Annotated in this window: 18 protein-coding genes, 1 tRNA gene and 1 pseudogene; 8 read left to right on the top strand and 12 right to left on the bottom strand. The window is 69.4% G+C overall.

The genetic code is table 11. The features are described from left to right. Positions 1-15: 15 nt before the first annotated feature. The 3 genes from ACFYOH_RS09480 to ACFYOH_RS09470 form a co-directional block, all read right to left on the bottom strand. A complete protein-coding gene (locus ACFYOH_RS09480) occupies positions 16-345 on the bottom strand; it encodes a rhodanese-like domain-containing protein (protein WP_388623849.1) in 330 nt (109 codons plus the stop codon). A gap of 90 nt (positions 346-435) precedes the next feature. After that, complete coding sequence (locus ACFYOH_RS09475; RefSeq protein WP_388622891.1) at positions 436-1,242, bottom strand: hypothetical protein; 807 nt, start codon at positions 1,240-1,242, stop codon at positions 436-438. 82 nt (positions 1,243-1,324) lie between these two features. After that, a complete protein-coding gene (locus ACFYOH_RS09470) occupies positions 1,325-2,758 on the bottom strand; it encodes a DUF2252 domain-containing protein (protein ID WP_388622888.1) in 1,434 nt (477 codons plus the stop codon). 420 nt (positions 2,759-3,178) lie between these two features. Between ACFYOH_RS09470 and ACFYOH_RS09465 the strand changes: the two genes are divergently transcribed. After that, positions 3,179-3,967 (top strand): Fpg/Nei family DNA glycosylase, encoded by a 789-nt coding sequence (locus ACFYOH_RS09465; protein WP_388622886.1) that lies wholly within the window; start codon positions 3,179-3,181, stop codon positions 3,965-3,967. Between the two features lie 106 nt (positions 3,968-4,073). Here the strand turns inward: ACFYOH_RS09465 and ACFYOH_RS09460 are convergent, their stop codons facing one another. Then, the gene (locus ACFYOH_RS09460; RefSeq protein ID WP_388622883.1) at positions 4,074-4,739 is read right to left on the bottom strand and encodes a DUF4097 family beta strand repeat-containing protein; all 666 of its coding nucleotides are present in this window, start codon (positions 4,737-4,739) and stop codon (positions 4,074-4,076) included. A gap of 382 nt (positions 4,740-5,121) precedes the next feature. Continuing rightward, positions 5,122-5,205 (bottom strand) — tRNA-Leu (locus ACFYOH_RS09455). A gap of 647 nt (positions 5,206-5,852) precedes the next feature. On the opposite strand from ACFYOH_RS09455, the gene ACFYOH_RS09450 reads away from it, so the two are divergent. The 6 genes from ACFYOH_RS09450 (at position 5,853) to pknB (ending at position 14,060) form a co-directional block, all read left to right on the top strand. Beyond that, a complete protein-coding gene (locus ACFYOH_RS09450) occupies positions 5,853-6,716 on the top strand; it encodes an FhaA domain-containing protein (protein WP_388622880.1) in 864 nt (287 codons plus the stop codon). A gap of 10 nt (positions 6,717-6,726) precedes the next feature. Further along, positions 6,727-7,257, top strand: coding sequence for an FHA domain-containing protein (locus ACFYOH_RS09445; protein ID WP_388622877.1), 531 nt, complete (start codon positions 6,727-6,729; stop codon positions 7,255-7,257). Between the two features lie 132 nt (positions 7,258-7,389). After that, the gene (locus ACFYOH_RS09440) at positions 7,390-8,934 is read left to right on the top strand and encodes a Stp1/IreP family PP2C-type Ser/Thr phosphatase (protein ID WP_388622875.1); all 1,545 of its coding nucleotides are present in this window, start codon (positions 7,390-7,392) and stop codon (positions 8,932-8,934) included. 27 nt (positions 8,935-8,961) lie between these two features. Then, positions 8,962-10,413, top strand: coding sequence for an FtsW/RodA/SpoVE family cell cycle protein (locus tag ACFYOH_RS09435; protein WP_388622872.1), 1,452 nt, complete (start codon positions 8,962-8,964; stop codon positions 10,411-10,413). Continuing rightward, complete coding sequence (locus ACFYOH_RS09430) at positions 10,410-11,885, top strand: peptidoglycan D,D-transpeptidase FtsI family protein (protein WP_388622870.1); 1,476 nt, start codon at positions 10,410-10,412, stop codon at positions 11,883-11,885. The genes ACFYOH_RS09435 and ACFYOH_RS09430 overlap by 4 nt, the downstream gene beginning before the upstream one ends. A 189-nt stretch (positions 11,886-12,074) precedes the next feature. Continuing rightward, complete coding sequence (gene pknB, locus ACFYOH_RS09425) at positions 12,075-14,060, top strand: Stk1 family PASTA domain-containing Ser/Thr kinase (protein ID WP_388622867.1); 1,986 nt, start codon at positions 12,075-12,077, stop codon at positions 14,058-14,060. Positions 14,061-14,124: 64 nt separating this feature from the next. Here the strand turns inward: pknB and ACFYOH_RS09420 are convergent. Then, positions 14,125-14,339 (bottom strand): annotated as a pseudogene (locus tag ACFYOH_RS09420) (class E sortase); the annotation flags it as partial. Between the two features lie 10 nt (positions 14,340-14,349). Between ACFYOH_RS09420 and ACFYOH_RS09415 the strand changes: the two are divergent. Beyond that, the gene (locus ACFYOH_RS09415) at positions 14,350-15,462 is read left to right on the top strand and encodes a restriction endonuclease (protein ID WP_388622864.1); all 1,113 of its coding nucleotides are present in this window, start codon (positions 14,350-14,352) and stop codon (positions 15,460-15,462) included. Positions 15,463-15,562: 100 nt separating this feature from the next. On the opposite strand, the gene ACFYOH_RS09410 is transcribed toward ACFYOH_RS09415, so the two are convergent. Genes ACFYOH_RS09410 through ACFYOH_RS09385 form a run of 6 tightly spaced genes read right to left on the bottom strand, consistent with a single transcriptional unit; the run spans position 15,563 to position 19,850 of the window. Beyond that, complete coding sequence (locus ACFYOH_RS09410; protein ID WP_388622862.1) at positions 15,563-16,318, bottom strand: class E sortase; 756 nt, start codon at positions 16,316-16,318, stop codon at positions 15,563-15,565. A gap of 29 nt (positions 16,319-16,347) precedes the next feature. After that, entirely contained in the window at positions 16,348-17,454 is a 1,107-nt protein-coding gene (locus tag ACFYOH_RS09405; RefSeq protein ID WP_388622859.1) for a class E sortase, read from the bottom strand. Continuing rightward, positions 17,451-18,089 carry an aminodeoxychorismate/anthranilate synthase component II gene (locus ACFYOH_RS09400; RefSeq protein ID WP_351601151.1) on the bottom strand — a complete coding sequence of 213 codons (639 nt, stop codon included), beginning with the start codon at positions 18,087-18,089 and terminating at the stop codon, positions 17,451-17,453. Before ACFYOH_RS09400 ends, ACFYOH_RS09405 begins: the two co-directional genes overlap by 4 nt. Then, a complete protein-coding gene (locus tag ACFYOH_RS09395) occupies positions 18,086-18,283 on the bottom strand; it encodes a hypothetical protein (protein WP_388622856.1) in 198 nt (65 codons plus the stop codon). Before ACFYOH_RS09395 ends, ACFYOH_RS09400 begins: the two co-directional genes overlap by 4 nt. A 16-nt stretch (positions 18,284-18,299) precedes the next feature. Beyond that, complete coding sequence (locus ACFYOH_RS09390; protein ID WP_388622853.1) at positions 18,300-19,007, bottom strand: class E sortase; 708 nt, start codon at positions 19,005-19,007, stop codon at positions 18,300-18,302. A 54-nt stretch (positions 19,008-19,061) separates the two neighbouring features. After that, positions 19,062-19,850 carry a DUF881 domain-containing protein gene (locus ACFYOH_RS09385; protein WP_388622851.1) on the bottom strand — a complete coding sequence of 263 codons (789 nt, stop codon included), beginning with the start codon at positions 19,848-19,850 and terminating at the stop codon, positions 19,062-19,064. Positions 19,851-19,899: the final 49 nt, after the last annotated feature.

The following is a 19,899-nucleotide window of genomic DNA, read 5'->3' as shown; positions in this document are numbered from 1 at the left end:
GACACGGGGAAGCGGCTACAGCACGAAGCCGGGCCGGCCGTCGTCGGTGATCACCGGGCGGCCCGCGGCCTGCCAGACCTGCATGCCGCCGTCGACGTTCACCGCGTCGATGCCCTGCTGGACCAGGTACATGGTGACCTGCGCCGAGCGGCCGCCGGAGCGGCAGATGACGTGGACACGGCCGCCCTGCGGGGCGGCCTCGGTCAGCTCGCCGTAGCGGGCCACGAACTCGCTGATGGGGATGTGCAGCGCCCCCTCGGCGTGGCCCGCCTGCCACTCGTCGTCCTCGCGGACGTCCAGCAGGAAGTCGCTGTCCTTGAGGTCCGTGACCTCGACCGTGGGCACACCAGCTCCGAAACTCATGCCCCCGACGCTACCCGAAGCTGCCCGGAGCCGGCCGGGCCGAGCCGCGGCTCGGCCTGCCCTGCTCCAGGCTCAGCCCTGCTCCAGCAGGGCCGCCAGTTCCGCCTCGCGCTGGGCGATGTCGGAGCGCAGCTTGGTGGCGATCTCCTCGAGCAACCCGTCGGGGTCGTCCGGGGCGAGCCGGAGCATGCCGGCGATGGCGCCCTCCTCCAGTTCACGGGCGACGAGGGTGAGCAGTTCCTTGCGCTGGGCGAGCCATTCGAGGCGGGCGTACAGCTCCTCGGCGGGGCTCGGGCGCCGCTCGGGCGGCACCGGGCCGGCCGCCCACTCCTCGGCCAGCTCCTTCAGCAGGGTCTCGTCGCCGCGGGCGTAGGCGGCGTTGACGCGGGTGATGAACTCCTCACGCCGCTGCCGCTCCGGTTCCTCCTGTGCCAGGTCGGGGTGCGCCTTGCGGGCCAGCTCGCGGTAGAGCTTGCGGGCCTCCTCGCTGGGCCGCACCCGCTCCGGGGGCCGTACGGCCTGGTCGGTCAGCATGGCGGCGGCCTCCGGGAAGAGGCCGTGGCCGTCCATCCAGCCGTGCAGCAGCTCTTCCACGCCGGGGATCGGCAGGATCCGCGCGCGGGCCTCCTCGGCGCGGCTGATGTCCTCCGGGTCGCCGGTGCGGGCGGCCCTGGCCTCGGCGATCTCGGCGTCCAGCACCTCGATGCGGGCGTAGAGCGGGCCGAGCCGCTGTTCGTGCAGCCGGGAGAAGTTCTCGACCTCGACGCGGAACGTCTCCACGGCGATCTCGTACTCGATCAACGCCTGCTCGGCGGCCCGTACGGCCTGTTCGAGCCGCTCCTCGGGGCGCGGGGACTGTTCGGCATCGGGGGTCGTCACGCGAACAGGGTAGGGGGTGGAGATGCGGCGGGGTGCCGTAGGGCTGTCGGTGGTCTGCCGGGTGGGAAGCCCAGCCCCCGCCTCACACGCCCAGCTCCGCCGCGATGCGTCCCGTTCGGATGCCCGTCACCAGTTCCGCGTGGTCGGCCTCGGTGCGGTCGGCGTAGGTGACCGCGAACGTGGCTATCGACTCGTCCAGTTCCTCGTTCTTGCCGCAGTAGCCGGCGATCAGGCGGGGGTCGGCGCTGTGGGAGTGGGCGCGGGCCAGCAGGGCGCCGGTCATCCGGCCGTAGTCGTCGATCTGGTCGGCGGCGAGGGCGGCGGGGTCGACGCTGCCCTTGCGGTTGCGGAACTGGCGGACCTGGAAGGGCCGGCCACCGGCCGTGGTCCAGCCGAGGAGGATGTCGCTGACCACCTGCATCCGCTTCTGGCCGAGGACGACCCGGCGGCCCTCGTGCGCCACCGGCGGCGTCTCGAACCCGGCCGTGGCCAGAGGCGGGACGAGCGCGGAGGGGCGGGCCTCCTTCACCTGGAGGACCAGCGGCTGCTCGCGGTGGTCGAGGAGCAGGACGACATAGGACCGGGTGCCGACGCTGCCGGTGCCGACCACGCGGAAGGCCACGTCGTGGACGGCGTGCCGGGCGAGCAGGGGGTGCCGGTCCTCGGGCAGCGTCGTCAGGTACTCCTCCAGGGACGCGGCGACCGCCGCCGCCTCGGCGTCCGGGATGCGGCGCAGGACCGGTGAGGCGTCCACGAAACGGCGTCCGCCGTCCGCCGCCTCCTCGGTCGACTTCGCCGCGAACCGACCGCTGGTGTTGGCCCGGGCCTTCTCGGAGACCCGTTGCAGGGTGCCGAGCAGATCGTGGGCGTCGGTGTGGGAGACCAGTTCCTCGTCCGCGATGGCGTTCCACGCGTCCAGCGCCGGCAGCTTGGCGAGCAGGCGCATGGTGCGGCGGTAGGCGCCGACCGCGTCCCGCGCGGCGGTACGGCAGGTGTCCTCGTCGGCGCCGGCCTCCCGCCCGGCGAGCACCAGGGAGGCGGCGAGCCGCTTCAGATCCCACTCCCAGGGGCCGTACACGGTCTCGTCGAAGTCGTTGAGGTCGATGACGAGGTCGCCGCGATGGTCACCGTACAGGCCGAAGTTGGCCGCGTGCGCGTCTCCGCATATCTGGGTGCCGATCCTGGTCATGGGGGTGCGGGCCAGGTCGTACGCCATGAGTCCGGCCGAGCCGCGCAGGAAGGCGAACGGGGTCGCGGCCATCCGTCCGACGCGGATGGGGGTCAGTTCCTCGATACGGCCGGCGTTGGACACGATGACGGCGCTCACCGCGTCGGGGCGGGAGGGGTCCAGGTCGAGCGTGCGGTGCGCGCCGCGCGGCACGCTCGTCCGCAGCGCCTTGCCCTCGTCCCTGGGCGAGCCCTGCCGCGGCCACTGGGCGAACCCGCGCACCCGCGGCAGCCGGCGCGTCTCCTGGTCCACCGTGTCCGCCAGCACTTCCCCACCGGTTCCGGTCACCGCGACCGCCTCCCCCGAACGCCCTTCGGCACGAACATCCACACGAACATCAACTCGTGCAGACGGTACAGCGGACGCCCGGAACGCGTCAGACCCTGTGGATGACGGCCTGACACGGTACGAACGGCGACGCGGAGGGCACTCGGGTGGACGGCCGTCGGCAGCGTCGTACCCACGGTCCCCGCGAGCCCGGCGCGACGCGCCCCATGACACCCCCGCCTTCGGAATCGCCATCCGTGTCGGCACAGGCCCGGCGCAGCGAGGAGGCTGCCATGGCCCCGAGACAGAAACGAGGGACCGCGCCCCCAGCCGCTACGGCTGCGGCTCCGGCTCCGGCTCCGGCTCCGGCTCCGGCTCCGGCTCGATCGTTGTGCCCCCGTCAAGCGCAGGGCGTCCTCAGTCGGCAGGGTGGCGTCCGCCGTGCCTGAGCTGCCGGACGTCGAGGGTTTCCGCAGGGTGCTCGTGTCCTGCGCGAAGGGCAGGGAGATCCGCCGCGTCGACGTGTGCGACGCGGGCGTCCTGCACGGGGTGAGCGCACGGCGGCTGCGCGAGGCACTGGAGGGCCGGCGGTTCACCGAGCCGGAGCGGCACGGCAAGTGGCTGCTCGCTCACACCGGCGGCCCGACCGTCCTGCTGCACTTCGGTATGACCGGTCGGCTGCTCTGCGCCGATCCCGACGACGCCGTCGAGGCCCACGACCGCGTCCTGTTCTACCTGGGTGGCGGCCGCCAGCTCCGCTACCGCGACCAGCGCAAGCTCCAGGGCTTGTGGCTGGCCGACGACGACTCCGGCGTCGCCCGGCTGCTGGACCGTCAGGGTCCCGATGCGCTGGCAGTGGACCGTGAGGACTTCGAGGCCGGGCTACGCGCGCGCCGCGGTCACATCAAGACCGCGCTGACCGATCAGTCCGTCCTGGCCGGTCTCGGCAATCTGCTCGCCGACGAGATCCTGTGGCGTGCCGGGCTGCACCCCGGCACCCGGGCCGGTGATCTGACGGAGAGCGAACGCCGGCACCTGTACTCCCACATGCGGCGCACGCTGCGTTCCTCGGTCAACGCCGGCTGCGTGCCACCGCGCGACGGGTGGCTCACCGGCCATCGCGACGACCCCGACCCTGTCTGTCCCCGCTGCGGCACCCACCTGCGCCGCTCCCGGCTGGGGGGCCGGGGCACCGTGTGGTGCCCGCGGTGCCAGCCGAGCCGGTCCTGAACCCCCGGATACCTGAACCTCGGGAGAACCGGGGACCGGCCCCGCACGACCCGGCCGGCCCCCTCCGTCCACAGGCTGTGAGCCGGACGGCCCTGGTTCTGTTCCTTCAGAGGCTGCGGGCGGTGATGTCGCCGTGGGAGGTGGTGGCGCGGATGTCGAGTTCGGCGGTGCCGTCGTTCTTCAGGGCGTTGCTGATACGGCCGTGGGTGGTGCCGGCGTCCAGGACGGCCGAGACCCCGGCGGCGGCGCCGACGGTGATGTCGCCGGAGCCGGTGCGCAGCACGACCGTGCCGCGCGCGGCCTCGGTGATCCGGATGTCGCCCCGTGCGGTGCTGATCTCCGCGGGGCCGGTGAGCCGGCCGATCTGGACGTCGCCGTCGACCGCCCTGAGGCACACGCCTGCCGCCTCGTCGATCTCGATCCGCCGGTACGCGCCGTCGAAGGCGACGTCGCCGAGACGGCCGACGGTCAGCAGTTCACAGCTGCCGGTCTTGGCCTCGACGCTGGAGCCGGCAGGCAACTGCACCGTGACCTCCATGGATCCCGACGGGCCGAAGAACTGGTTGCGGGGCTCGGGGACGCGGATCCGCAGGACGCCGTCGGCGTAGGCGACCTCTGTCTGATCGGCGCTCTTCACGTCGCGGCTCTTGGCCGGGTCGGCGGGCCCGACCTCGACGGTGGTGTCGGCACGGTCGGCGGCGATGAACCGGACGCGTCCGGCGGGGATGTCCAGGACGACGGAGACCGGGGCGGGGGTGTCGAACTTCTGCATCGTGCGCTCCTATTCCCGTGGCTTTTCGGGTCGGCCGCGATGGGTCCGTGCGGCGAACGACAGCAACGGTAGGGCGATTGCCCAGTTATTGGCAAGTAGTTGCCAACAATCATTGCCAAGCGTCCGGAAGAATGGACCACGAGATGGCGAGAAGTTGCCTCAGCGCAGGCAAGACGACGCCGTGCTTGCGGTGAGGGAGCCGGCGGCGGCAGGAGGCATCGCCGGCCTCGCTCGTGAGATAGCTCACGGATGGGTCCCCTACGTCCGCCACCAGTCTGTGCGATTCATCACAAACCGGGACACAATAAGAAACGGGCCCACAACGCCGAAACGGGCCCCTGCCGGTGACTTCCGTCACCGACAGAGACCCGTCTCGTCTCTGTGCGCGAGGGGGGAGTTGAACCCCCACGCCCTTGCGGGCACTGGAACCTGAATCCAGCGCGTCTGCCTATTCCGCCACCCGCGCATTGGGTGCGTCTTCCGGTTCCCGCCCTTTCGGGCCAGCCCCTTCCGACACCCAGAACATTAGCACGTCGTACGGGGTGGGTTCACATCGCTTCCCTCCGGCCCGAGACAGCCCCGGACCCCCGAGACAGCCCCGGACCCGCCACGACCCCGCCAGGCCCCCACCCAGGCCCGCCACGACCCCCGTCAGCCCCCACCCGAACCACCAACTCCCCACCGACCCCCGCCCCAAGCCCACAACACCCCATCCACCGCCCCGCCCCGATCCCCCAAACCCGTCCCCCCACCGCGCCCGAGACCAAGCCCCACCCCCACAACGCCCCCAACCGCCCCCTCCTACCCGCCCCATCCCTCCCCCACGTATCAAGGAGACTCGGTTCACGTATCAACCTCGTACCGTTCCCCGGCATCTCCCCAGGAGCCGGGCCGGGTCCACAGCCAGGTGCGGGACACTGGTCTTCGCCCCCCTCTACGATCCATGGCAGCGGGACTGCGCACCGGGAGTTCGAAGGGGAGCCGCTGGGGGAACCGGCTGATTGCCGGACGCGTAGATACGATCAGTGCGCAGCACCAGCGGAACCGGCAGTACAGGCAAGACAGCGGCCACACAGCAGGGCAAGGCAACGGCAAGGACGGAGGAGGTGCCCCATGGGAGTCCTGAAGAAGTTCGAGCAGCGTCTCGAAGGTCTGGTGAACGGCACCTTCGCCAAGGTCTTCAAGTCCGAGGTCCAGCCCGTGGAGATCGCCGGCGCGCTCCAGCGTGAGTGCGACAACAACGCCACGATCTGGAACCGTGACCGGACCGTCGTACCGAACGACTTCATCGTGGAGCTGAGCGCGCCGGACTACGAGCGCCTCAGCCCGTACTCCGGGCAGCTCGGCGACGAGCTGGCCGGCATGGTGCGCGACTACGCCAAGCAGCAGCGCTACACCTTCATGGGCCCGATCAAGGTCAGCCTGGAGAAGGCCGACGACCTCGACACCGGCCTGTACCGGGTGCGCTCGCGCACCCTCGCCTCCTCCAGCAACCAGCAGGGACAGCAGGCCCCCACGGCCCCGGCCCCCGGCCGTCCCGGGCAGGGCGGCCCGGGCGGGTACGGCTATCCGCCCGCCGCGCCCGCCGGCGCGCCCCCGATGCCGGCCGCACCGCCGCCCGGCGCCCGTCCCGGCGGCTACGGATACCCCCAGCCCGCCACCCAGCGGCCCGCGGCCGCCCCGGCGAGCGGCGGGCGCACCCGCTACTGGATCGAGATCAACGGCACCCGCCACCAGATCTCCCGCCCGACGCTGGTGCTGGGCCGCAGCACCGACGCCGACGTGCGGATCGACGACCCCGGCGTCTCCCGCCGGCACTGCGAGATCCGGACCGGAACGCCCTCGACGATCCAGGATCTCGGTTCCACCAACGGCATCGTGGTGGACGGGCAGCACACCACCCGCGCTACGCTCCGCGACGGCTCGCGGATCGTCGTGGGCAGCACCACCGTTATCTATAGGCAAGCCGAAGGGTGAAGCGGGGGCAATGTCAGAGCTGACCCTCACGGTCATGCGGCTGGGTTTCCTGGCCGTACTGTGGCTGTTCGTGATCGTGGCCGTGCAGGTCATCCGGAGCGACCTGTTCGGTACGCGGGTCACCCAGCGCGGATCGCGCAGGGAGGCCGGGCGTGCGCAAGCGCAGGGCCGGCAGCAGGCGGCCCGGCAGCAGTCGGCGCCCCCGCAGCAGCGCGGCCAGCAGGGCGGCGGCCGGCGCGGCCGCAACGCCCCCGCCAAGCTGGTGGTGACCGAGGGCACACTGACCGGCACGACGGTCGCGCTGCAGGGGCAGACGATCACGCTGGGCCGGGCGCACGACTCCACGATCGTGCTGGACGACGACTACGCCTCCAGCCGTCATGCCAGGATCTACCCGGACCGCGACGGTCAGTGGATCGTCGAGGACCTCGGCTCCACCAACGGCACCTACCTGGACCGCTCCCGGCTGACGACTCCCACGCCGATCCCGCTGGGCGCGCCGATCCGCATCGGCAAGACCGTCATCGAGCTGCGGAAGTAGTACGACAATGAGCGAGCGGAGCGAGCACGCGGAAGCAGGCCGCACCCCGGCCTCCGGCGCGCTCCCGACCGGAGGGTGGGCAGTGTGGCTCGACACGACCGGCTGCATTCGGAGCCGACGGGCGAGGTGCGCATGAGTCTGTCACTGCGCTTTGCCGCCGGATCGCACAAAGGCATGATCCGGGAGGGCAACGAGGACTCGGGCTACGCCGGTCCGCGGCTGCTCGCGATCGCCGACGGCATGGGCGGCCAGGCGGCCGGCGAGGTCGCCTCCTCCGAGGTGATCTCCACCCTGGTCACCCTCGACGACGACGTGCCCGGCTCCGACATCCTCACCTCCCTCGGCGTCGCCGTGCAGCGCGCCAACGACCAGCTGCGCGCCATGGTCGAGGAGGACCCCCAGCTGGAGGGCATGGGGACCACGCTGACCGCACTGCTGTGGACCGGGCAGCGGCTCGGGCTCGTCCACGTCGGCGACTCCCGCGCCTATCTGCTGCGTGACGGGGTGCTCACGCAGATCACGCAGGACCACACCTGGGTGCAGCGGCTCGTCGACGAGGGCCGGATCACCGAGGAAGAGGCCACCTCCCACCCCCAGCGCTCCCTGCTGATGCGCGCCCTCGGCAGCGGCGACCACGTCGAGCCCGACCTGTCCATCCGCGAGGTCCGGGCCGGCGACCGCTATCTGATCTGTTCCGACGGTCTGTCCGGCGTCGTCTCCCACCAGACGATCGAGGAGACCCTCGCCAGCTACCAGGGCCCGCAGGAGACCGTGCAGGAGCTGATCCAGCTCGCGCTGCGCGGCGGCGGCCCCGACAACATCACCGTCATCGTCGCCGACGTCCTCGACCTGGACACCGGTGACACCCTCGCCGGGCAGCTGTCCGACCAGCCGGTCGTGGTCGGCGCGGTCGCCGAGAACCAGCACCATCTGCACGACAACGGCATCATGCAGACCCCGGCCGGCCGCGCCTCGCACCTGGGCCGCCGGGCAGCCGGGCACGGCGGCGGCGAGTTCGGCCCGCCCGGCTCCGGCGACACCACCGGGTACATCCCGGCGGGCAGTTTCGACGACTACGCCGACGGCGACTTCACCAAGCCGCGCGGCGGGCGCAGGTGGCTGAAGAGATCCTTCTACAGCGTGCTCGCCCTCGCCGTGATCGGCGGCGGCCTCTACGGCGGCTACCGCTGGACCCAGTCGCAGTACTACGTCGGCGCGAAGGACGAGCACGTGGCGCTGTACCGCGGCATCAGCCAGGACCTGGCCTGGGTGTCGCTGTCGAAGGTGGAGAAGGACCACCCCGAGATCGAACTCAAGTACCTGCCGCCCTACCAGCAGAAGCAGGTCAAGAACACGATCGCGGCGGGCGGTCTGCAGCAGGCGCAGGCGAAGATCCAGGCGCTCTCGGTACAGGCCTCCGCGTGCAAGAAGCAGGCGGAGCGCACGGCCGTCGCATCCCGGCAGAACGCGAAGACGGGCCAGGGCGAGGCCGGGGGCACCACGGGAACCACCCGCACCGCTTTCACGTCCAAGGCCACACCGACACCGCACCCATCCGGTTCGGCGCCCGCTACGAAGAACCCTTCGAAGCCGCCGTCCGCGTCCACCACCCCCAACCCCGGCCCGAGCCTCTCCGAGGATGAGAAGAAGGTCGTCGATCAGTGCGGCAAGCAGTAGCCGAGCCGCGAGAGGCCCTGTCACACGATGAGCAGTACGACTAACTCGCCGACGCACCACACGTCCACGATCGGCGCGATCGGCGCGCCGAGCCGCCGCAACACCGAGCTGGCCCTGCTGGTCTTCGCCGTGGCCATCCCGGTGTTCGCCTACGCCAACGTGGGCCTGGCCATCAACAACTCGGTGCCCGCCGGGCTGCTGTCCTACGGCCTCGGTCTCGGTCTGCTGGCCGGCGTCGCCCATCTCGCCGTACGGAAGTTCGCCCCGTACGCCGACCCGCTGCTGCTGCCGCTGGCCACGCTGCTCAACGGGCTCGGACTCGTGGTGATCTGGCGGCTGGACCAGTCGAAGCTGCTGCAGTCGCTGCCCCACTTCGCCGCGGCCGCGCCCCGCCAGCTGCTGTACAGCGCGCTGGGCATCGCCATGTTCGCCGCGGTGCTGATCTTCCTGAAGGACCACCGCGTCCTGCAGCGCTACACGTACATCTCCATGGTCTGCGCCCTGGTCCTGCTGCTCCTGCCGCTGGTGCCGGGCCTCGGGGCCGACATCTACGGCGCCAAGATCTGGATCCGCGTCCCCGGCCTGGGCTCCCTCCAGCCCGGTGAGTTCGCGAAGATCGTCCTCGCCGTCTTCTTCGCCGGCTATCTGATGGTGAAGCGCGACGCCCTGGCCCTCGCCAGCCGCCGCTTCATGGGCCTGTACCTGCCGCGCGGCCGCGACCTCGGCCCCATTCTGGTCGTCTGGGCGATGTCGATCCTCATCCTCGTCTTCGAGACCGACCTCGGCACCTCGCTGCTGTTCTTCGGAATGTTCGTCATCATGCTGTACGTCGCCACCGAGCGGACCAGCTGGATCGTCTTCGGTCTGCTGATGTCCGCGGTCGGCGCCGTCGGCGTGGCGAGCTTCGAGTCGCACATCCAGACACGTGTGCACGCCTGGCTCAACCCGATGCGCGAGTACCAGCTCAGCCGCCAGGTCACCCACGACGGCATCCTCCACTCCGACCAGCTGCAGCAGTCCCTGTGGGCGTTCGGCTCCGGCGGCACCCTCGGCACCGGCTGGGGCCAGGGTCACTCGGACCTGATCAAGTTCGCCGCCAACTCCGACTTCGTCTTCGCCACCTTCGGCGAGGAGCTGGGCCTCGCGGGCATCATGGCCATGCTGCTGATCTACGGCCTGATCGTGGAACGCGGCCTGCGCACCGCCCTCGCCGCCCGCGACCCGTTCGGCAAGCTGCTCGCCGTCGGCCTGTCCGGCGCCTTCGCGCTGCAGGTGTTCGTCGTGGCCGGCGGTGTGATGGGCCTCATCCCACTGACCGGTATGACGATGCCGTTCGTCGCGTACGGCGGTTCCTCCGTGCTGGCCAACTGGGCACTGATCGGCATCCTCATCCGCATCAGCGACACCGCCCGCCGCCCGGCGCCCAGCCCCGCCACCAACCCCGACGCCGAGATGACCCAGGTGGTCCGCCCGTCATGAACAAGCCCCTGCGCCGGATCGCGATCTTCTGCGGCCTGCTCGTGCTGGCCCTGCTGATCCGGGACAACTACCTCCAGTACGTCAAGGCCGACCAGCTCGCCACCGAGAAGGACAACCGCCGGGTCGCCATCGAGCGCTACGCCCACCCGCGCGGCGACATCATCGTCGACGGCAACCCGATAACCGGCTCCGTGGAGTCCAAGAGCGGCGACTTCAAGTACAAGCGGACCTACAAGGACGGGCCCATGTGGGCCCCGGTCACCGGCTACTCCTCGCAGGCCTTCGACGGCAGCCAGCTGGAGAAGCTCGACGACGGCATCCTGACCGGCAACGACGACCGGCTCTTCTTCCGCAACACCCTCGACATGGTCACGGGCAAGCCGAAGCAGGGCGGCAACGTCGTCACCACGCTGAACGCGGCCGCGCAGAAGGCCGCGTTCGACGGGCTGAAGGCACAGGGCGGCAAGGGCGCGGTGGTCGCGCTGGAGCCGTCCACGGGCAAGATCCTGGCGCTGGCCTCCTACCCGTCGTACGACCCCTCGTCCTTCTCGGGCTACTCCGACAGCGACGCCAAGGCCTGGAACAGCCTCCAGAAGGCGAACAACCCGGCCGACCCGATGCTCAACCGCGCGCTGCGCGAGACCTACCCGCCGGGCTCCACGTTCAAGCTGGTCACCGCGGCGGCCGCGCTGGAGAACGGGCTGTACAACTCGGCGGACCAGGCCACCGACTCCCCCCAGCCCTACACGCTGCCGGACACCACGCGCGAGCTGAAGAACGAGGGCAGCATCCAGTGCAAGAACGTGTCCCTCCGGGAGGCGCTGCGCATCTCCTGCAACACGGTCTTCGGTCACATCGGTGCCCAGCTCGGCAAGGACAAGATGCTGAAGGAGGCCGAGAAGTTCGGCTTCAACTCCGAGCAGTTCGTCCCGGTGCGGTCGAACGCGTCCGTCTTCCCCAAGGAGATGGACCGCCCGCAGACGGCGCTCAGCTCGATCGGCCAGTTCGACACCGCCGCCACCCCGCTGCAGATGGCCATGGTCGCCTCGGCGGTCGCCGATGACGGCAAGCTGATGAAGCCGTACATGGTCGACGAGCTGCAGTCCTCCAACCTCGACCCGGTCGCGAAGACCCAGCCGGAGGAGATGAGCCGGCCGCTGTCGCCGGCCAACGCGCAGATCCTGCAGTCCATGATGGAGACGGTCGTCAAGCAGGGCACCGGTACGAAGGCGCAGATCCCCGGCGTCACCGTGGGCGGCAAGACGGGCACCGCGCAGCACGGTGTGGCCAACAGCGCCAACCCGTACGCGTGGTTCGTCTCCTACGCCAAGCTGCCCGACGGCAGCTCGCCGGTCGCGGTCGCCGTGGTCATCGAGGACGAGAGCGCCAACCGCGACGACATCTCCGGTGGCGGCCTGGCCGCACCGATCGCGAAGAACGTCATGGAGGCAGTCATCAAGTCCAAGAAGTGACCTCGCCACCAGGAAGTGACACCGCTCACGTCTCCTTCACATCGGCGCACGTTGCGATACCGGTCCTGTATCGGGTTACTGGCTTGGCCAGGTCACACAAAGCGAGCCGGGTACGGTAGGCCCGGACGGCAGCCTCCGGCCGCACACCACTGTGCGGCCGAGACCGACGGAGAGGGCTGGTAGGTAGCTATGGAAGAGCCGCGTCGCCTCGGCGGCCGGTACGAGCTGGGCCAGGTGCTCGGCCGTGGTGGCATGGCGGAGGTCTACCTCGCGCATGACACCCGCCTGGGCCGCACCGTGGCAGTGAAGACCCTGCGCGCCGACCTGGCACGCGACCCTTCCTTCCAGGCCCGGTTCCGCCGGGAGGCCCAGTCGGCCGCCTCGCTCAACCACCCCGCGATCGTCGCGGTCTACGACACGGGTGAGGACTACATCGACGGGGTCTCCATCCCGTACATCGTGATGGAGTACGTCGACGGCTCCACCCTGCGTGAGCTTCTTCACAGCGGCCGCAAGCTGCTGCCGGAGCGCGCGATGGAGATGACCATCGGCATCCTCCAGGGCCTGGAGTACGCCCACCGCAACGGCATCGTCCACCGCGACATCAAGCCGGCCAACGTCATGCTGACCCGCAACGGCCAGGTCAAGGTCATGGACTTCGGCATCGCCCGCGCCATGGGCGACGCCGGCATGACCATGACCCAGACGGCCGCGGTCATCGGCACGGCCCAGTACCTGTCGCCGGAACAGGCGAAGGGCGAGCAGGTCGACGCCCGGTCGGACCTGTACTCGACGGGTTGCCTGCTGTACGAGCTGCTGACGGTACGGCCCCCCTTCGTGGGCGACTCCCCCGTCGCGGTGGCCTACCAGCACGTCCGTGAGGAGCCGCAGCCCCCGTCGGTCTTCGACCCCGAGATCACGCCCGAGATGGACGCGATCGTCCTGAAGGCGCTGGTCAAGGACCCGGACTACCGCTACCAGTCGGCCGACGAGATGCGCGCCGACATCGAGGCCTGCCTGGACGGCCAGCCGGTCGCGGCGACGGCCGCGATGGGCGCGGTGGGTTACGGCGGCTACCCGGACGACCAGCCGACGACGGCCCTGCGCCCGGACTCCGGCGCGGGAGCGACCAGCATGCTCCCGCCGATGAACCCGGACGGCGGCTACGGCTACGACGAGCCGTCCGGCCGCCGTCGCCAGCAGCAGAAGAAGTCCAACACCTCCACGATCCTCCTGGTGGTCGCGGGCATCCTCGTCCTGATCGGCGCGATCCTGATCGGCAAGTGGGTCGCCAGCGGCGGCAACACGGGCAACGGCAAGGTGGCGGTGCCGACGTTCGTCGGCCAGACCGAGGACTCGGCCAAGAAGATGGCCGACAACGTCGACCTGAAGCTGTCGATCACGAGGAAGCCCTGCGACGCCCAGGCCAAGGGCAATGTCTGCGACCAGGACCCGCAGCCCAAGACGAACGTGGACAAGGGCAGCACGGTCGACCTGACGGTGTCGACGGGCGCGCCGAAGGTCGCCGTGCCGAACGTTCTCGGACAGACCTTCGACGACGCCAAGGCGACGCTCGAAGGCGACAAGTACAAGTTCGACGTCGTCCGCAAGGACGAGGTCTCGACGCAGCCGGCCGGCACGGTCATCAAGCAGAACCCCGATCTCGGCGCGGAGGTCCAGAAGGGTTCCAAGATCACCCTGACGGTCGCCAAGCCCGAGGACAAGGTCACAATCCCCGGCGACGTCATCGGCAAGTCCTGTGACGAAGCGAAGGCCGAGCTGACGCAGCTGGGCCTGGTGCCGACCTGCAACAACACCCCCACCACCAACCAGGACGACAACGGCAAGGTCACCGCGTCCAACCCGCAGCCGGGCCAGCAGGTCGACAAGAACACGCCCATCGCCCTCACCGTCAGCGTGTTCCAGCAGAGCCAGCAGACCCCGGTGCCGAACGTCACGACCCAGACCCTGAAGCAGGCCGTGCAGACCCTGCAGCAGCAGGGCTTCAACCAGATCCAGGTCAACGGACCCCAGGACGACAAGGCACGGGTCACCAGCCAGACCCCGACCCCGGGCACCCCGGCCGACCCGAGCAACACCCAGATCGTCCTGACCACCGTCGACGTCGGCGGCGGCAACGACAACGGCGGCCTCCTCGGCGGCTTCAACGGCTGACACCCCGCACACCCGAGTGGGCCCCTGCCGGTACTTTCCGGCAGGGGCCCACTCATATGCTCTGTCAGCCCCGCAGTTCCTTCGGCGGCGTCCGCTCGCTGTCCACCTTCTCACCCGGACCAGTTCGCCCCACACCACGTACCGGTATTCCGGATCCTTCGGGACCTGGTCGATGACCTTGACGTTGTACTTCGAGGTCTCCGGCAGGACCGAGTAGACCCTGTAGACGTACAAGTCGTCCCGCGTCTCGAAGACGATCGGATCGCCCTTCTTCAGCTTCACATCCGCCGTGACCGCACAGCAGTGCCTCTACCGATCGTGCCTTCATATCGCACGGCTCGTTGATCGATTGGGGTGGGGAATCGAGAACGTGATCAACGAATCGGCGCTGCTGGAATCGAAGACACTCCGCAGCACCGTGCTGGACCGCACGGACGTGCTCGACAGAGTCAAGGCACTGTCGCTGCTGCCGGACGGGATGCATGTGACGACGGCGATGGTGGCGGCGTACTTCGAGGTCGGCCTCAAAGCCATCGAATCGGTAGTCGTCGACCATCGGGAAGAACTGGAAGCCAGCGGGTACCGAGTTTTGGCAGGTACAGAACTGACCTCCTTCAAGGAGGTCTGTGGGATCCGTTCACGCTCCCGATCACTCGCGCTGTATCCCCGGCGCGCCGTCCTCAACGTCGCCATGCTGCTCCGCGACAGCGAAGTCGCACGTCAGGTGCGGGTGTACCTCCTCGACATGGAGTACCTGGCCCGTACCCAGCCTGTGGAAAACCCGGTCCACGCAGCGCCGCTGTCCCTCGACGACCGCATCGACCAACGCATCACCCGCATCCTCGGCAAGACGGTCGTGCCGATGTTCAACGCCCTGATCGAAACGTCAGGCGAGCACCGGCGGGAACTCATCTCACTCCGCACCGACGTCCAACGGGTCGAGGAGCGGCTCAGGCAGCATCACGCCCGGCTGCAGCGGCTGGAAAGCCCCCGCCCAGACCGGCCGCTCGCCGGAGTGATGGCCTCCATGGACGCCATGAACGGACGTGAATTCGAGGAGCACATCGCGGAACTCCTGCGTCGCGACGGCTGCACCAAGGTCGTCGTGCGGGGCGGCAGTCACGACGGAGGCGTCGACATCACCGCGCTCACAAGCGACGGACGAAGCCTGGCCGCCCAGTGCAAGCGCTTCGCACCCCACATCTCCATCACCAGTCCCGAGATCCGGAAGTTCATCGGAGCCGCCAAGGTGCTGCACGGCTCCGACGTGGCTCTGTTCGTGGCGACGTGCCCCTTCACCCGTGACGCCCTGAACATCGCCGGCCAGAGCGGCATCACCGCCGTACCTCGTGGGCTCCTGGAGACGTGGAGCGCTGGGACCACGTTGGCCGTCCTGGAGTAACGGCGGTCCAGGCACACTTCAAAGGCCCGAAGCCGCAAGGGAAGATTGCGGCTTCGGGCCTTCGCCATGCTAGAGGACAGGTCTCCTAGGGAGCCCTCTGTCAGCCCCGCAGTTCCTTCGGTGGCGTCCGCTCGCTGTTCACCTTCTCCACCCGGACCAGTTCGCCCCACACCACGTACCGGTATTCCGAGGTGTACACCGGCGTGCATGTCGTCAGTGTGATGTAGTGGCCCGGCCTCTTCTTGCCGGACTCCTTCGGGACCTGGTCGATGACCTTGACGTTGTACTTCGAGGTCTCCGGCAGGACCGAGTAGACCTTGTAGACGTACCAGTCGTCCCGCGTCTCGAAGACGATCGGGTCGCCCTTCTTCAGCTTGTCGATGTTGTGGAACTTGGCGCCGTGCCCGTCCCGGTGGGCGGCGAGGGTGAAGTTGCCGTCCTTGCCGGTCATGGGGAGCGCGGCCTTGACCGGGTCCGTGTAGTAGCCGGCCACGCCGTCGTTGAGGACGTCCGTGCCCGTGCCCTTCTCGACCAGCACCACGCCGTTCTTCATGGCCGGAACGTGCAGGAAACCGATGCCGTCCTTGGTGTCCAGCGCGCCCGGACCGGAGTCCGTGGCGTGCGCCCAGTGCTGGCGGACCTTCTCGGCCTGCTTCTCCGCCTTGCGGTCCGCTATCACGTTCGTCCACCACAGGGAGTAGACGACGAACAGGGCGAGCAACAGCCCGGCCGTGATGAGGAGTTCACCGAGGACGCTGACCGCCGTCGCTATACGGCCCGGACGCCGGCCCCGCCGGGCGGGACTCGAATCGAACGCGTCCGTGTGTTCTTCGGTGTCGTCGGCGGTCGCTGCCACAGTTTCCTCTGCCTCTGCCCTTACTCGCGTCAGCCCTGCTCGATGAGCGCGTCCGGCTTGCCCTTGCTGCGCGGGCGTTCCTCGACCATCTTGCCCCAGACGATCAGCCGGTACTTGCTGGTGAACTCCGGCGTGCAGGTGGTGAGGGTGATGTAGCGGCCGGGCTTGGTGAAGCCCGAGCCCTTCGGGATGGGATCCAGCACGCTCGTGTTGGCCGGCGAGGTCACCGGCAGCGTCGAGGTCACCTTGTACACGAAGTACGTGTCCTGCGTCTCGACCACGACCGCGTCACCGGGCTGGAGCTTGTTGATGTACCGGAACGGCTCGCCGTGCGTGTTGCGGTGGGCGGCCAGTCCGAAGTTTCCGGTCTTGGCGTCCGGCATCGCCGTCTTCAGGGGAGGCTCGCCGTAGTGCCCGACCATGCCCTTGTTGAGCACCTTCTCCGTGCTGACGCCCTCCGCGATCGGCGCCACCACGTCCAGCTTGGGGATGTGCAGTATGGCGAAACCCTGCCCCGGCGCGAAGACCCCCGGGTTGCGCTTGCCGCTCGCCCAGTCGTTCTGGAGCTGGTGCGTCTCGCTGCCCGCCTGCGCGTTGGCGCGGACATTGGTCCACCACAGCTGATAGGTGACGAACAGGAGCATCAGCACACCGGTGGTGATGAACACCTCACCGATCGCCCGGCTCGCGATGACGCCCGGGCCCGGCTTGCGCAGCCGCGCCTGCCGCCGCGCCTCCATCCGGGACAACGGCCGGCCGGGATCCGCAGGCTCCCCCCGGCCCGCGGGTGCCGCTTCCCGCCCGCCGCCATGGCGTCCACCACGGCCTCCACGGCGTTTGGCGGCCTTTCTGCGGGCCGCACGACCACCGACCGCGGGTGCGGTGGCAGACGAGGCGGAAGAGGCCGCAGAGGCGCCTGTGGGCTCCCTCTTCGTGCCCGGCGGCAGATCACCGGGGATCCGCAGCGCCATCGTCTCGTCGTCCAGCACGGGCCGGTACGGCTCGTCGTACGACCCCTCGTAGGACCCCTGGTACGCAGCACCCGCCGCGTCCCAGTCCCCAAGCGCACCGGAAGCCTCGTACGACTGATCCCCGTACGAGGCATCGGTCTCGCGCTCCGGGCGCAACGCGGTCACGCCGTGGCCCTGCCCACCACCGGGGCCAGCCCCGTCGACCTCGCCACGGCGCCCTGGTCGCCGCACTCCACCAGCCAGTTGGCCAGCATCCGGTGCCCGTGCTCGGTCAGCACCGACTCGGGGTGGAACTGCACGCCCTCGACCGGGAGTTCACGGTGCCTCAGGCCCATGATGATGCCGTCGTGGGTGCGGGCGGTCACCTCCAGCTCGGCCGGTACCGTCGCCGGCTCGGCGGCCAGGGAGTGGTAACGGGTCGCCGTGAAGGGCGAGGGCAGGCCCGCGAAGACACCCTTGCCCTCGTGCTCCACCAGCGAGGTCTTGCCGTGCAGCAGCTCCGGCGCCCGGTCCACCACACCGCCGTACGCCACCTGCATCGACTGCATGCCGAGGCACACCCCGAAGACCGGCACACCGGTGGCCGCACAGTGGCGGACCATGTCCACGCACACCCCGGCCTCCTCGGGCGTCCCCGGTCCGGGCGAGAGCAGCACCCCGTCGAACCCGTCCTGGGCATGCGCCGTCGACACCTCGTCGTTGCGTAGCACCTCGCACTCGGCACCCAGCTGATACAGGTACTGGACGAGGTTGAAGACGAAGCTGTCGTAGTTGTCGACGACGAGAATCCGCGCACTCACTGGTTGTCCACCGTCACATCGTTGAAGGGCATCAGCGGTTCGGCCCACGGAAAGACGTACTGGAAGAGGATGTAGACCACGGCCAGGATCAGTAGGAGTGAGATGAACGCCTTCACCCACGCGTTCCCCGGCAGATTCCGCCAGATCCAGCCGTACATGCCGTTCCTTCCGTATCCCCACGGCACCTGACTCACGCCGTACGCCACCAGACTAACGGCGCAGAGCCTTCGGTTCGCCTGCCTCCACGGACTGTGTGGCGTCCAGGTGCGCCCAGACGATCAGCCGGTGACTGTGCCCCCATTCCGGATCGCAGGTGGTCAGCGTCAGATACCTGCCCGGACGCGTATACCCGGACTTACGTGGCACAGGGTCGATGACCTCAACGTCCGTCGGCACGGTTTTGTAGGGCCCTTTGTCGATCCGATACGTGAACCAGGTCGTCCCGTCCGTGAGGACGACCGCGTCCCCGGGCCGCAGCTCGGGGAATTCCTTGAACGGGTCGCCGTACGTGCGCCGGTGACCGGCCACCGCGAAGTTCCCCTCCTGGCCGAGCTGGGCGGTGCCCGCGTAGTGGGCGAGTCCCTTCGCCAGCACGTCCCGGCCGGTGCCCTCCAGGACCGGCTTGTTCCACGTGAAACCGAGCCGCGGGATGTACATGATCGCGAAGGCCTTGCCGTAGTGGTACGGCGCCGGTTTCGTCACGGCGACCGTCTGCTCGCCCGCGGCGGCCGCCTTCTTGCCCGGGGCCGGCGGCCGCATGCTTCCCTGCGACCACTGCCGGTGCAGCTGGTCGATCTGGTCATTCATGGCACTGTCGGCCCGCACACCCGTCCAGAACAGCACATAGGCGACGAAGAGCACGGTCAGGCTGCCGACGGTGATGCACAGCTCGCTGACGGTCCGGACGATCACGCGCACCGGCGCCTCCGTTGACGGACGGCTGGCGGACGGCCGGCCAAGGGCTGCTGCCGGCTACTGCACGGGCTTCGCGTAGTGCAGATCCACTGTGCCCGAGTAGCCGGGAAGAGTCACCGTCCCGTCGTCGGTGACTTTCCAGCCGAGGCCGTAGACATTGACGTACACCATGTAGGTCTGGATCGCCTTGCTCGCCGCGAGGGCCTGCTGCAGCTTGTCCGGATCTCCGACCGCCGTGATCTTGTACGGCGGTGAGTAGACCCGGCCCTGGAGGATCAGCGTGTTGCCGACACAGCGCACTGCACTGGTGGAGATCAGCCGCTGGTCCATGACCTTGATGCCCTGGGCGCCGCCCTGCCACAGCGCGTTCACCACGGCCTGCAGATCCTGCTGGTGGATGACCAGATAGTCGGGCTGCGGCTCGGGATAGCCGGGGAGCTTGGCAGTGGCGTTGGGCGGGGCGTCGTTCAGGGTGACGGTGATGGCGTGACCGGTGAGCTTCTGGGTGCCGGCGCTCTTCTCCAGCCCGCTCAGCCTGCGGTCCTGCGCCTTGCTGCTGCCGTCGTCGCTCTCGGCGAGGGACTCTACGCTGCCGCGCAGGGCCGCGTCGGACTCGTCCAGTTCCTTGTTCTTGCGGCTGCGCTGCTGGATCAGGTCCGACAGCTTCAGCAGGGAGCCGTCCTGGCGGATGTCGGTGCCCTTGGCCGTGTCGAAGCTGGTGAAGAAGATCAGTCCCGCGAGCGCGAAGACGGCCGCCGTGAGCATCCGTGCGGGGCGGACACGCATGCGGCGGCCAGGGCCGGAGCCCGTTGATTGCGTCCCGGGGGAGTCGGCAGAATTGCTCAACGTACCCTTATCTCCTTCGGCGCCACGGAAGCACTACGCTAACGGACGC

The organism is Streptomyces sp. NPDC007856 (assembly GCF_042868225.1).
GTDB lineage: Bacteria > Actinomycetota > Actinomycetes > Streptomycetales > Streptomycetaceae > Streptomyces.
Note: the sequence above shows the minus strand (reverse complement) of the source record. Positions and strands in the feature narration are given on the sequence as shown.

Coding starts and splice junctions, on each gene's coding strand:
- ACFYOH_RS09460 (WP_388622883.1), bottom strand. CDS start 4,739: ATGCAGAAGTTCGACACCCCCGCCCCGGTCTCCGTCGTCCTGGACATC.
- ACFYOH_RS09450 (WP_388622880.1), top strand. CDS start 5,853: ATGGGAGTCCTGAAGAAGTTCGAGCAGCGTCTCGAAGGTCTGGTGAAC.
- ACFYOH_RS09445 (WP_388622877.1), top strand. CDS start 6,727: ATGTCAGAGCTGACCCTCACGGTCATGCGGCTGGGTTTCCTGGCCGTA.
- ACFYOH_RS09440 (WP_388622875.1), top strand. CDS start 7,390: ATGAGTCTGTCACTGCGCTTTGCCGCCGGATCGCACAAAGGCATGATC.
- ACFYOH_RS09435 (WP_388622872.1), top strand. CDS start 8,962: ATGAGCAGTACGACTAACTCGCCGACGCACCACACGTCCACGATCGGC.
- ACFYOH_RS09430 (WP_388622870.1), top strand. CDS start 10,410: ATGAACAAGCCCCTGCGCCGGATCGCGATCTTCTGCGGCCTGCTCGTG.
- pknB (WP_388622867.1), top strand. CDS start 12,075: ATGGAAGAGCCGCGTCGCCTCGGCGGCCGGTACGAGCTGGGCCAGGTG.